Genomic DNA, 12,881 nt, shown 5'->3' on the forward strand with positions numbered 1-12,881 from the left:
GGCCGGGGCTCGACTCCAGCGTGCCACCATAAGGTATTGATATGAGCGAGCAACCACGCACCGCAGTGATTACCGGCGGCAACGCTGGGGTAGGACGCGCGACGGCCAAGGCGTTGGCGCAGGTAGGCTATCAGGTCGCACTATTGGCCCGTGGACAGCAGGGCCTGAACGATACGCGAGCGGAGCTTGAAGCCTTCGGCGCACGCGTCCTGGCGTTATCGGTGGATGTGTCGGACGCCGCAGCGGTCGAACAGGCAGCAGATCAGATCGAAGCAGAGCTCGGGCCAATCGATCTCTGGGTGAACGCCGCCATGGTGACTGTGTTTGGCACTATTGCTGAGCTTCCGGCCGAGGAAATCCGCCGCGTCAGCGAGGTGACCTATCTGGGCAGCGTGCATGGGACTCAGGCGGCACTGCGCAGGATGCAACCGCGCAATCGCGGCACCATCGTCCAGGTGGGCTCCGCCCTTTCCTACCGCGCCATTCCCCTGCAGGCGCCCTATTGCGCCGCCAAGTTCGCGATACGGGGTTTTACTGATGCGCTGCGCTGTGAGCTGATACATGAAAACAGCGCGATCCGGATCACCATGGTCCAGCTCCCGGCGCACAACACCCCGCAGTTCGACTGGGTACGCAATCACATGGGCAAGCGGCCACAACCCGTGCCGCCGATCCATACGCCCGACGTCGCTGCGCGGGCCATACTGCGCGCAGCAACCGAGGCACCGCGGGAACTGTGGCTGGGCAAGGCGTCGCTGCAGGCGATACTGGGTAGTATGGTGATGCCCGGGATGCTCGACCGAATGATGGCCAGGCAGGCGTGGGACGGTCAGCTGACGGATGAAGACGAAGATCCAGCGCGGGAGGACAATCTATTTTCGCCAGTTAGCGAGAAAGGGCTACACCGGACATCCGGACGTTTCACCCGCGATGTGAAGGACCAGGCTTTTGAAATCGGATCGGAAACCGTGCGCAAGCTGCTGCTTGCCACAATCGTCGTAGTCGCCTTCGCCAGCGGGACGCTTGTCGCCACGCTGGCGGGTTAGCTGCCAATGCGGCCGCTAACCGGCGCAGAATCAGGCGAGGCTATCGAGCGCAGCCTGGTAGTCCGGCTCGCTACCAATCTCTGGCACCAGCTCGCTATGCAGGACCTTGTCCTGTTCGTCCAGTACCACTACCGCGCGAGCAGTAAGGCCTGCCATTGGTCCGTTCTCAATCGCAACACCGTAGTCCTGCAGGAATTCGCTGCCACGCAGGGTCGACAACATGACCACGTTGTCCAGACCCTCTGCGCCACAGAAGCGCGCCTGGGCAAAGGGAAGATCAGCGGAAATACACAGGACCACAGTGTTCTCCAGCTGACTTGCCTTGGTGTTGAAATTGCGCACAGACGTGGCGCAAGTAGGCGTGTCCACGCTGGGGAAAATGTTCAGGATCTTGCGCTTGCCGGCAAAGCTGGACAATTTGGTGTCCGCCAGGTCCTTGCTTACCAGACTGAACGCGGGGGCGCTATCGCCTGACGCAGGGAATGTACCGCCTACTGTGATCGGATTGCCTTTCAAAGTAACGCTGGACATGAGAGCTCCTTGATTGCGCCGCGCAGCATGCGCGGCGTGTGGTGGAAAGTACTGTAAAGCCGACTGCACCCGCAATACCGCAGCGGTTTCCTAAAAATCAATGCGGTAAAAGAAATCCAGTGAACTGGCAAACCCGCTAAGCGCTTCGAGGTATAGACGCCGGGTCAACTCATAGCGAATACCCACTTGGTTGGCCGGCTCGAATACTCCGACACCATAGCGCAGGCTGAGTTTCTCGGTGATATATCCCGCTGCCACGACCTGAGTGCTGTCGCCCGAGCCCTCAGTATCCAGTTGAAAATTCTGAATGCCCAGACTGCTGGCAATATTCTGTGCCACTGGTCCGCTCCCGGCCATGCCGAGCGCGAGCGCTGCCTGGCCGAGCATATTCGAATCGCCGCCATCACCTCCAAGCGGCCGGCCCAGGATCAGATAGGATAGTGCCTCTTCCTGCGCCATCGCAGGTTCCGAAAAAATTTCCGACTCAGGGCGTTCGGCTGGTCCGGTCAAGCGCAAGCCCGCGGTCACGCCGTTGACCTCACGGATGGCTTCGATGTTCAGGTACGGCTGGCTTATCGGGCCGGCAAACAGCAGTTGCGCACGTCGGAGCTTCAGGCGCTGGCCGTAGCCGCGATAGCGCCCGTCGAGGATGTTGAGATCGCCGTTGGCGGTCATGGTCTCCTCGACCTGAATCTGCCCGCGCAATCTGCCTGTCAGGCCGAAGCCCGAAAAACGCAGCTGATCGCCAATAACCAGCTGTACGCTGGCATCGATATCCAGCGGGGCTTGCTCAGCCGCCGTCTCCTCACCCACTACCACAGCGTCAGGCGACAACCTGACGGCCTGCGGCGGCAGCTCGCGAACGGTTATGTCGCCTTCAGGGATGGCAACCTGCCCAAGCACCTGCAAACGGTTATCGGCCAGGCTGATGGTCAGGTCAGGGCTCACCTGCAGGTCAGCATAGGGCTGCACCGTGACAGGCAAAGCACTGCCAGTGACAGTCAATGACAGATCCAGCTCGGGCGCCCATTCGATTTGCCCACTGATGTTGCCCTGGCCCGCTTCGCCACTGCGCCAGTCGCCCGACAGAGTGGCGCTTTGCCCGGATATATCGGCACGTGCGTTCAGTTGCTCGAAGGTAACCGGCAGCTCAGGCCCGCTGATCTCGCCGTCCTGCAAGCGAATGACGCCAGCCACCTCGGGCGCCTGCAGGGTGCCGGACAGGTCGCCGGTGCCGTTCAACTGTCCGTGGACGACCTCGACATTCGGCAGAAAGGGCCGAATGAAATCGAGCTTGAACCCGTCGAGTTGATATTGACCGGTGAGCCGCTGCTCCCCCGCCGGATCCTCAACATCAGCCTGTACATCCAGTTGGCCGAGGGCTTCGCTCTGGAGCACCAGTGTATTGCGCGCGCGCTCCGGATCCAGCTGGGTGCTGAGCTGCAGACGTGAATAGGGAAAGGCAACCGTCTGATCCCTGCCGGTAACCGACACCGTACCGTCAAGACTGCTGATCGTTGCTTCTGCTGTCGGTGGCTGACCGGCAGGTTGAGAAAATTCGGCATCGGCATTGAGGGTGCCACTCCAGGAAAAATCCTCGGGCAGGAAATCGGCTAGCGAAGCCAGCGGGAAGTCGTCTAACGTCAGAGCCAACTGCCGGTCCGGCATCAGTCGCTGCGTTCCCTGGAAACACAGCTGCGAGGATTCATGCCTCCAGCAATGCGCTTGCATGGTCAGGCGACCCTCAGCCAGTTGATATTCAATCGGAGCACGACCCGTCAGCTGCCAATCCAGGCCACTGGTTTCGATCTCGCCGCGCACCAGGCTGCCTTGCCACAGCTCGTCAGTCAGGCCGCCTTCAATCCGGCTGCGGATATCCACCACGCTGCGCTCCAGCACCAGATCCAGCGCGTGCGCCGCCCGATTACCCTGCAACTGAATATCGAGGTTCCCCAGACGGGTGTCGCCATTGCGTATGCGATCAGCGGTGAAACTCAGGCGGCCGGGCATTTCCTCGGACAAGGTCACCTCGCCGATCAGGCTCAGCTGTCTCAGCTCCAGCTGCTCATACGCTATCCCGCGCCCCTGAATATCGGCATTCAGTTGCGGCGCATCCAGCGTGCCGGCCGCGCGAACATCGCCAACCAGTTGACCGGAGAGCCCCGGCCACAAACTGTCCAGCGCACCAAGATCGATATTCAGATCCGCCGCAATCTGCTCGCCCCAGGTACCGCCGCCGGATACGCGGTTCTCACCCTGGGTCAGGAGTATGTCGGTAAAGTCCCAGGTCGCTTCCTGCTTGGTCACGGCGCCGGAGAGTCTGAGTTCACGCTCGCGCAGTGAGCCATTCAGTTCCCAATCCGCCACCAGCTCAAGCTGTTCGTCCACCAGCGTGCCACGGCTGCTTATCGGCCCATTCAGACTGCCCGGCAACTCGGCAACAAAAACGCCGGGGTCCAGATCCTCCAGTAGCAACTGGGCTTCCCAGCCAATACCCTCCGACAGCTCGATCGCCAGTTCACCCATGGCGCTGCCAGCGGATGTGGTTACGGCGAGCGGCGCCACATTCACCCGCTCAGGATTGCCGGCGACGGTCATTTCGATATCTGCGCTCTGCCCAGCGACCCCGGACAGCGAAGCAGTCAGCTCACTCTCGAACTCCATCCCGCGCAGACTTGCCTCCATGCGCAGCTGTTCAAGGACGATCTCGCCGATGTCCTGCGGGTATAGCCATTGCCAGGGGAAACGGTCCAGTTCAGCCTGAGCGTCAGCCTCAAGCTCATCTTCCCAGGACGCAGCACCGGTCAGCGCAAGACGCCGGTCCGGGTCATCGGCCACCTGCAACACGACACTCAGATCAGACACGCCCGTGGCACTGGCCAGTGCCTCGAGTTGCAGGGCGATCTCTCCACCCTCCCCCGGCAAGCTGCCATCGCCGCGTATGACATAGCCGGCGTCAAGGTTGCCCTCGGCGGTAACCGTCATTGCCTGCAAGGTCAGGGTTTCCGGCAGTGTCGATAAGGCGAGAAAATCCTCGCCCTGCCATTGCACGTTAACCGGCAGCGCAGGCTCCAGCGGCGCAAGGCGTCCGGTCAATCGGCCGTCAATATAGCCATGGGTGCGCAGATCGAGGCGCAGGTCTTCGACGCTGCCGCTGAGTCTCATATCGGCAGCGAGCTCACGTCCGTCCACTGGCGGCAATTCGGCGTCGGCACGAACGGTCAAAGGCCAGCCCTCAGCCATACGCACCTCGCCGTCCAGCCGCCAGTTCAGTTGAGGCCCGAACCCGCTGAACTCGCGTATATACAGCCGTTGATTGCGCACCTCACCGGCAAGCAGGATATCGGTCAACAGTGGCTCGTCAGTCCCGAGCGTCACACTGCCTATCGACAACCGCTGCAGGTCTACCCCAAGCGGGAGGTCAAGCTCAGGCAGTGCGATAGCTTCGTCTCTAGCTGGCGCCTCTTCAGCGGCAGGCTGGGAATCAACGTCAATGCTGGCAATGTCGATATAGTCGACACACAGCCGCCCGCTGCCCAGGCAGCGAAATGTCCAGGACGTGGCGAGGTCTTCGACCACTACCTGCAGATTCTCGTCACGCCATTCCAGGCGTTCTACCGTCCAACCTCCCCACAAATCGCCCGCCACATCGGTGAGCTGCAGGCGCGGTTCGAACCCTTCAACCTGCTTGAACAGCCAGCGATTAAACCCATCGTTGGCCAGCAACAGCGCTAGAACCAACGGGATCATCGCCAGGATCAACAGTCCACGCAAAAATATCTTGGTAACGAACCAGATCACAGCTCAGGCCCCATGGCAAAGTGAATACGAAAGCCCTGCTCCGGGTCGCTCATGGACTTGGCCAGGTCCAGCCGGATGGGGCCGATCGGCGATACCCAGCGAATCCCGACCCCGACACTGGTCTCAAGTGGATCTTCGAGCGAATCCACAGCGTTACCATGGTCAACAAATACGGCGCCACGCCACTTCTCGATGAACTCGTACTGGTACTCAAGACTCCCTGCTACCAGATAGCGCCCGCCAATGTGGTCACCGGTCTCGTCGATCGGCGACAGGGTACGGAAGTCATAGCCGCGCACGCTCTGGTCGCCGCCGGCGAAAAAGCGCAGCGATGGTGGAATGCGCTCGAAGCTCTCGCTGGCGATGGCACCGAGCTGCGCCCTGGCGAGCAACCGGTGTCGGTCCTGCACGGTGTACAGCCCGCGGGCTGTGCTGGTAACGCGCAGGAAATCGAAATCTGAAATGAAACCTTCCTTGGCGCCCTGGACCTCGAACGCCAGGCTGTAGCCCTGGCTTGGGTCCATCCCGCCATCGCTCTTGAGGCGATTGAAACCGATGCTGGGTATCAATAAGGTGGCGTCGCCCTCGTCGTTACCGACGGTAAAGCGCTCCTCTTCAAGACGCAGCCCGATGGCACGCTCCCATCCATTGTCCAGCCGCCGCTGATGGAGAGCGCCGATAACAAAGCTTTCTGTTTCAACGTCTTCGATCTCCTCCTTCTGAACACCGGTGAAGAACCGCAGACTGGACGATTGCGGGGGATCTAATGGGATCTGGTACCAGGTGGTGATCTGTTGGCGGGGCAGCGATATTTCCAGATCGGCGCCGCGACTGTGGCCATGCTCATTCAACCAATGCTGAGTCCAGCTGACACGCCCGCGCGCCCCCACGTCGGTGGAATACCCGCCACCAAAGCCGAGGGAGTGAGGCTTGCGTGCGCTCAGGGTTGCCTGCACGGGAATCACCCCATCGACCGCCTGCGACGCGGGCGCGAGTACCTGTACGTTCTCGAAATAACCGGTCGACAACAGATCACGATTGAATTCGGCGATCAGCTCCGAGTCGTAGGCCTCACCGCTTTCAAAGGTGACCATGCTGCGTAACAGCTCTTCGGTGAAGGGCGTCTCGGAAAATGTCACTTCTCCTAGCCGGTAGCGCCGACCGGAATCGTAGAGCAATGAGATGTCAGCCTGTTTAGCCTCGGGATCAATCAGCAAACGACTTTCGGTGAACCGCCCGGAAAAATACCCGTAACGCAGGGCCTGATTGCTGATCAGCGACTTTGCGCTTTCGTAATGCCCATGATGCAACTTTGCGCCGGGTGCGAGGCGGGGGCTATCCGGACGGCGGAAAGCCGCCGTCCCCTCCCCGGGCCCAGTGACTCTGATATCGACGTTGCGCAGTCGAACCGGCTCGCCCAGGTTAACATTGAGCTCCAGTACTGGCGCATCGTTACTGCCCGTTACGCGCGGACGCACCCGCACATCGTAATAGCCCAGCGCCTTGGCTGCGTCCGTAGCCTGCTGCTGACTGTGCCTGGCCAGGCGCCACATTTCACGCCGGCTCTCGGCTTCCACAGGGCCGATGAAGGCTTCAATATTGTTCCTGACAGCGGTGTTGGCAGGTTCTAGATTAACTCTCAGTTCGGCCTGACCCGCTGCGGATAGGAAAAGCAGGCATACCAGCAGGTACGCCGATGGAAAGGGTCGAGCCATGATTCGATCATCCAACAACTAAATGGCAGTGGGAATGCTAACATGCTGCCCCGTTCTTTCGGACCTAAACCTGCGAAGGGTCAGCTGTTAACCTGCAAGGCTTTTGCCGCGACAATTTCAGCAAGCCTACTTCGAGCGCCTAAATTCACAGGACAAATGATGAAAGTAGTTTCTTTTAATATCAATGGCTTGAGAGCAAGACCTCATCAATTGAAAGCGATCGTCGAACAGCATGCTCCAGACGTGATCGGGCTGCAGGAAACCAAGGTCGATGATTCAATGTTTCCCCTGGCTGACGTCGAGTCGCTGGGGTATCACGTGTTTTACCATGGCCAGAAAGGCCACTATGGCGTTGCCCTGCTGACCCGCACTGAACCGCTCTGGGTGGAGAAAGGCTTTCCAACGGATGACGAAACGTCGCAACGCAGAATGATTTCTGCCGCTATCGCCTGTCCGGATGGCTCTGAAATGGTGGTTTTCAATGGTTACTTCCCTCAAGGTGAGAGCCGTGATCACCCCGTCAAGTTCCCAGCCAAGACGCGTTTCTATGCGGATCTGCAGGCGCATATCGAGCACCGTTTCACGCCCGAACAGAAGCTGGTAGTAATGGGCGATATCAACATCTCCCCGGAGGACTGTGATATCGGCATCGGTGCGGTCAATGCCCAACGCTGGTTACGCACAGGCAAGTGCAGCTTTCTGCCTGAAGAGCGCGCCTGGCTGCAGCGGCTCAAGGACTGGGGACTGGTTGATACCTTCAGACACATGAACCCGGATGAGAACGACAGGTTCAGCTGGTTTGACTACCGCAGCCGCGGCTTCGATGACGATCCCCGTCGCGGATTGCGAATTGATGTGGTCATGGCAAGCCAGGCGCTGATTGGCTCATGCGTCGATACCGGTATCGACTACGACATCCGCTCGATGGAGAAGCCCTCCGACCATGCCCCTATCTGGGCGACTTTCGATTGCTGAAGGCAATAAAAAAGCCGGTCCGCGGTGAGTTTGCGCTCACCCCGTACCGGCTCGTCACTTGGCTATAACGTTCAGGCCATTTCTTCTTCCAGCACATGCAGTACCAGTTCGTCGTCGAGCAGACTGATCTGGACGGTGCCCCCGTGCTCGGCCAGGTCTCCGAACAGGATCTGCTCAGCCAGCGGCCGCTTGATCTTGTCCTGGATCAGACGGGCCATTGGCCGCGCGCCCATGAGCGGGTCATAGCCATGCTCAACCAGCCAGCCGCGTGCGTCTTCGTCGACCTCGATGACTACGTGCTTGTCTTCCAGCTGGGCCTGGAGTTCGGTGAGGAACTTGTCGACAACCGACTTGATGCTCTGATGACTCAGTCTGCCGAACTGGATAATTGTGTCCAGACGGTTGCGAAACTCCGGAGTAAAGGTCTTCTTGATCACCTCTGAGGCATCGCTTGTGTGGTCCTGACGGGTAAAGCCAATCGACGCTCTGGCCATCGATTCGGCGCCCGCGTTGGTGGTCAACACAATGATCACGTTGCGGAAATCCGCTTTGCGCCCGTTATTATCGGTGAGCGTGCCGTGATCCATGACCTGCAACAGCAGGTTGAAGACCTCCGGATGCGCCTTCTCGATTTCGTCCAGCAGCAACACGCAATGCGGCGTCTTGTTGATCGCTTCGGTAAGCAACCCGCCCTGATCGAAACCCACGTAACCAGGAGGCGCACCGATCAACCGAGAGACCGTATGCCGTTCCATATACTCGGACATATCGAAACGCACCAGCTCCACGCCAAGGCTTTTCGCCAACTGCCGAGTGACTTCCGTTTTGCCGACCCCGGTTGGTCCCGAGAACAGGAATGAGCCCACCGGCTTGTCTGCTGACTTGAGACCCGCGCGCGACAGCTTGATAGCAGTGGACAGCGACTCGATCGCAGCATCCTGGCCGAACACCACCAACTTCAGATCCCTATCGAGATTCTGCAGCAGTTCCTTGTCGGTAGACGAGACATGCTTTGGAGGAATGCGCGCGATCTTGGCGACAATCGCCTCCACTTCAGCCACATCGATGCACTCAGGCCGCTCATCGACTGGCTTGAGCCGCTGATAGGCGCCCGCCTCGTCGATGACGTCAATTGCCTTGTCTGGCATGTGGCGATCATTGATATAGCGCGAGGCCAGTTCCGAAGCGGCACGCAGCGCCTCATCCGTATAGCGGATGTCATGGTGCTCTTCGAACCGGCTCTTGAGGCCGCGAAGTATCTGGATGGTATCCTCGACCGAGGGCTCGATAACATCCACTTTCTGGAAACGCCGTGCCAACGCGCGGTCCTTCTCGAAGATGCCGCGGAACTCCTGGAACGTGGTGGAACCGATACAGCGAATCTCACCAGACGACAGCATCGGCTTCAGCAGATTGGACGCATCCATGACCCCACCCGACGCCGCACCTGCACCTATTATTGTATGAATTTCATCAATAAAAAGAATAGCTTGCGGACGTTTCTTCAAGGCTTTTAACAGTGCCTTGAAGCGCTTCTCGAAGTCACCGCGGTATTTGGTACCTGCCAATAGCGCGCCTAGATCCAGGGAGTACACCACCGCATCATTCAGGATGTCCGGCACCTCGCCGTCAACAATACGCTTGGCCAGGCCTTCGGCGATGGCTGTCTTGCCGACGCCCGCCTCACCCACCAGCAAGGGGTTATTCTTGCGGCGCCGCACCAGAATCTGCGCCACCCGCTCTACCTCTGAAGCGCGCCCTACCAGCGGATCGATTCGTCCCAGCCGGGCCTGCTCGTTGAGGTTGCTGGCGTAGGTTTCGAGCGGATTGTTCGAGGTGGCGGCTTCGCCAGCCTCCTCGTCCATGCTCTCCTGATCAGGCTGGATCTGCTCAGCGTCCCCGGCCACCTTGGAGATGCCATGGGAAATATAATTGACGATGTCGATCCGGGCGATCTGTTGCTGTTTAAGGAAAAATACCGCCTGGCTTTCCTGTTCGCTGAAAATCGCTACCAGCACATTGGCCCCGCTGACCTCGCCTTTGCCGGAACTCTGCACGTGGAATACCGCGCGCTGCAATACGCGCTGAAAGCCCAGCGTTGGCTGCGTCTCACGCTCGTGGTCGTGCTTGGGGATCAAGGGGGTTGTGGAATCAATGAATTCAGTCAACTCGCGGCGTAGGCGCTCCATATCGGCCCCACACGCACGCATGACTGCTATCGCTGCCTGATTATCCAGCAAGGCGAGCAATAGATGTTCGACCGTCATGAATTCGTGGCGCTTGTTACGCGCTTCCTTGAACGCCAGGTTCAGGGTGATCTCGAGATCTCTATTAAGCATTTTGCCACCTCTTCATGCGACCCAGTCGCTTTATCACGCGTCCCGTTCGATCTGACACATCAACGGGTGCTGGCATTCCCTAGCGTATTCGTTCACCTGTTCCGCTTTTGTCTCGGCTATGTCCCGAGTATAGACCCCACAAACGGCTCTGCCTTCAGTATGAACCTTTAGCATCACCTGCGTTGCGGCTTCACGATTCAGCGTGAAGAAAGTCTCCAGTACCTCTACCACGAAATCCATCGGGGTGAAGTCGTCGTTCAGCATGACCACCTTGTAGCGTGATGGCGGTTTGAGCTCAGGCTTGCTGGTCTCGACCGCGATATCGTGATCTTTTTCATGCTCCGGTTCATCAGGCCCCTGACCGAAGGTTAGTAGAATTTTTTGCTTTGAAAACATATTGATAGATCACTGTTGCTGGGAGCAAAACTCCGAGAGGGATTGTGTACTGGTACACAGCTTGCCTGAGGGCACCTTGACTTACTGTGAATCAATGTTAAAAAGTGTAAACAAGCATGACGTGCAGGTCACTTGTTTTTGATTCGTCCATGCTAGTACGTAATCAGTTTCATTTTCCCCGGCGGGGTTAGCAGAGGATGTGGTAATGGAGAACGGTAAGGTCAAGTGGTTCAATAATGCCAAAGGGTACGGCTTCGTCGTAGCCGATGGACGAGATGAAGATCTTTTTGCGCATTATTCGGCAATTCAGATGGAGGGGTATCGTACATTGAAAGCCGGACAGCCTGTCCAGTTCGAGATCATCCAGGGTCCCAAAGGCCTGCACGCGGTTAACATTCAGTCCGTGACAGAGAAGAAACCCGAGGACGCCAAGGTAGGGCTCAAGGAAACGGCTTCGGCCAATCACTGATCCTCAACTTTATGGACGGCAGCTTAAGGCTGCCTTTCTGCGCAACAATCTACTTTTCTCAGGTTCCTGGGCTATAACAATAAAACCGGCGTCAGCCGGCTTTATTGTTTCTGCACCAGAACCAGATATCAGCTCATGGAGGCGATCATGTCATCGCCAAATTCCGAGCACTTGCGCAGCTGTGCACCTTCCATCAGACGCTCAAAGTCATAGGTTACCGTCTTGTTGGCAATGGCGCCTTCGGTTCCCTTGATGATCAGGTCTGCCGCTTCCAGCCAACCCATGTGACGCAGCATCATCTCTGCGGACAGGATCAGTGAGCCAGGGTTAACCTTATCCTGACCAGCATACTTCGGCGCAGTGCCGTGGGTAGCCTCGAACATTGCCACCGTATCTGACAGGTTCGCACCCGGAGCGATGCCGATCCCACCCACTTCTGCAGCTAGCGCGTCGGACAGGTAGTCGCCGTTCAGGTTGAGTGTGGCGATGACGTCATAGTCAGCCGGACGCAGCAGGATCTGCTGGAGCATCGCATCTGCAATGACGTCCTTGACGACGATGTTCTTGCCAGTCTTCGGATTCTTGAACTGCATCCATGGGCCACCATCCAGAAGTTCTGCGCCAAATTCGGTGCGAGCAACTTCATAGCCCCATTCCTTGAAGGCACCCTCGGTGAACTTCATGATGTTGCCTTTGTGGACAATGGTCACCGACTCGCGGTCGTTATCCACTGCATACTGCATCGCACGCCGAACAAGACGCTTGGTGCCCTCTTCGGAGACCGGCTTGACGCCGATACCGCACATATCGGAGAAACGGATCTTGGTGACACCCATTTCGTCCTGGAGAAACTTGATAACCTTTTTGGCTTCAGGGGAGCCGGCCTTGAATTCAACGCCTGCGTAGATGTCTTCGGAATTCTCGCGGAAGATGATCATGTCGACATCACCAGGCTTTTTCACCGGGCTGGGTACACCGGTAAACCAGCGAACCGGACGCTGGCAGACGTACAGGTCGAGCTGTTGACGCAGCGCAACGTTCAACGAACGGATGCCGCCGCCTACTGGCGTGGTCAACGGGCCCTTGATCGAAACCACATAGTCTTTGACTGCGTGCAGGGTCTCTTCAGGCAACCAGGTGTCCTGGTCATAGACCTGAGTGGCCTTCTCGCCAGCGAAAATCTCCATCCAGGAAATCTTGCGCTTGCCGCCGTAAGCCTTTTCGACTGCAGCATCTACTACTTTCATCATGACCGGAGAGATGTCGACACCGATTCCATCACCTTCAATATAGGGGATAATCGGGTTTTCCGGCACGTTGAGGGACAGGTCCGCATTGACGGTAATTTTGTCGCCGCTGTTCGGCACCTGGATCTTTTGGTATCCCATGTTTGACTCCGTTGTGTTGTCGTTGTCAGTAGACTGATAGCAAGCGGATAACCTGCAACCAGAGAATAAGCTACACGGCTCTGTCATTCTTCATCATTATTCCAGCAATGAAAGATGACCGAGCTCAAAATGAGTGCCCGCATTGTTGTAGTTTTCCTACAAAAAGTCACGCACTTTTGGGCGTCCGCCGCCCCTCACGCGCTTTTCAGGTCGCCTGAGCT

The 12,881-nt window shown here is 58.1% G+C and carries 9 protein-coding genes; 3 read left to right on the forward strand and 6 right to left on the reverse strand.

Going from position 1 to position 12,881, the window contains the following annotated elements; genetic code table 11:
- Nucleotides 1-41 precede the first annotated feature (41 nt).
- Nucleotides 42-1,046 (forward strand): SDR family oxidoreductase, encoded by a 1,005-nt coding sequence (locus FHK95_RS12435; RefSeq protein ID WP_150304948.1) that lies wholly within the window; start codon nt 42-44, stop codon nt 1,044-1,046.
- A 30-nt stretch (nt 1,047-1,076) separates the two neighbouring features.
- Here the strand turns inward: FHK95_RS12435 and tpx are convergent, their stop codons facing one another.
- The 3 genes from tpx to FHK95_RS12450 form a co-directional block, all read right to left on the reverse strand.
- Nucleotides 1,077-1,577, reverse strand: a complete 501-nt coding sequence (tpx, locus tag FHK95_RS12440) for a thiol peroxidase (protein WP_150304949.1) — start codon at nt 1,575-1,577, stop codon at nt 1,077-1,079.
- A 90-nt stretch (nt 1,578-1,667) separates the two neighbouring features.
- Nucleotides 1,668-5,378 (reverse strand): translocation/assembly module TamB domain-containing protein, encoded by a 3,711-nt coding sequence (locus tag FHK95_RS12445; RefSeq protein WP_150304950.1) that lies wholly within the window; start codon nt 5,376-5,378, stop codon nt 1,668-1,670.
- Complete coding sequence (locus FHK95_RS12450; protein WP_150304951.1) at nt 5,375-7,093, reverse strand: autotransporter assembly complex protein TamA; 1,719 nt, start codon at nt 7,091-7,093, stop codon at nt 5,375-5,377. Before FHK95_RS12450 ends, FHK95_RS12445 begins: the two co-directional genes overlap by 4 nt.
- 159 nt (nt 7,094-7,252) lie before the next feature.
- Between FHK95_RS12450 and xthA the strand changes: the two genes are divergently transcribed.
- Nucleotides 7,253-8,068 (forward strand): exodeoxyribonuclease III, encoded by an 816-nt coding sequence (gene xthA / locus FHK95_RS12455; RefSeq protein ID WP_150304952.1) that lies wholly within the window; start codon nt 7,253-7,255, stop codon nt 8,066-8,068.
- A 71-nt stretch (nt 8,069-8,139) separates the two neighbouring features.
- Here the strand turns inward: xthA and clpA are convergent, their stop codons facing one another.
- Together clpA and clpS are read right to left on the reverse strand one after the other, a co-directional pair.
- Complete coding sequence (gene clpA / locus FHK95_RS12460; protein ID WP_150304953.1) at nt 8,140-10,407, reverse strand: ATP-dependent Clp protease ATP-binding subunit ClpA; 2,268 nt, start codon at nt 10,405-10,407, stop codon at nt 8,140-8,142.
- Nucleotides 10,408-10,440: 33 nt separating this feature from the next.
- A complete protein-coding gene (clpS, locus tag FHK95_RS12465; RefSeq protein ID WP_150304954.1) occupies nt 10,441-10,803 on the reverse strand; it encodes an ATP-dependent Clp protease adapter ClpS in 363 nt (120 codons plus the stop codon).
- Nucleotides 10,804-11,008: 205 nt separating this feature from the next.
- Between clpS and cspD the strand changes: the two genes are divergently transcribed.
- On the forward strand, nt 11,009-11,272 hold the full coding sequence (gene cspD / locus FHK95_RS12470; protein WP_150304955.1) for a cold shock domain-containing protein CspD: 264 nt from the start codon (nt 11,009-11,011) through the stop codon (nt 11,270-11,272).
- A gap of 128 nt (nt 11,273-11,400) precedes the next feature.
- Here the strand turns inward: cspD and icd are convergent, their stop codons facing one another.
- Nucleotides 11,401-12,660 (reverse strand): NADP-dependent isocitrate dehydrogenase, encoded by a 1,260-nt coding sequence (gene icd / locus FHK95_RS12475; protein ID WP_150304956.1) that lies wholly within the window; start codon nt 12,658-12,660, stop codon nt 11,401-11,403.
- Nucleotides 12,661-12,881 lie beyond the last annotated feature (221 nt).

Origin of the sequence: Pseudomonas saliphila (genome assembly GCF_008638345.1) — a bacterium.
Classification (GTDB): Bacteria; Pseudomonadota; Gammaproteobacteria; order Pseudomonadales; family Pseudomonadaceae; genus Halopseudomonas; species Halopseudomonas saliphila.

What these genes read in the sequence shown, in the direction of transcription:
- clpS (WP_150304954.1), bottom strand. Translation starts at nt 10,803, where the DNA reads ATGTTTTCAAAGCAAAAAATTCTACTAACCTTCGGTCAGGGGCCTGAT.
- clpA (WP_150304953.1), bottom strand. Translation starts at nt 10,407, where the DNA reads ATGCTTAATAGAGATCTCGAGATCACCCTGAACCTGGCGTTCAAGGAA.
- FHK95_RS12450 (WP_150304951.1), bottom strand. Translation starts at nt 7,093, where the DNA reads ATGGCTCGACCCTTTCCATCGGCGTACCTGCTGGTATGCCTGCTTTTC.
- icd (WP_150304956.1), bottom strand. Translation starts at nt 12,660, where the DNA reads ATGGGATACCAAAAGATCCAGGTGCCGAACAGCGGCGACAAAATTACC.
- xthA (WP_150304952.1), top strand. Translation starts at nt 7,253, where the DNA reads ATGAAAGTAGTTTCTTTTAATATCAATGGCTTGAGAGCAAGACCTCAT.
- cspD (WP_150304955.1), top strand. Translation starts at nt 11,009, where the DNA reads ATGGAGAACGGTAAGGTCAAGTGGTTCAATAATGCCAAAGGGTACGGC.
- FHK95_RS12435 (WP_150304948.1), top strand. Translation starts at nt 42, where the DNA reads ATGAGCGAGCAACCACGCACCGCAGTGATTACCGGCGGCAACGCTGGG.
- tpx (WP_150304949.1), bottom strand. Translation starts at nt 1,577, where the DNA reads ATGTCCAGCGTTACTTTGAAAGGCAATCCGATCACAGTAGGCGGTACA.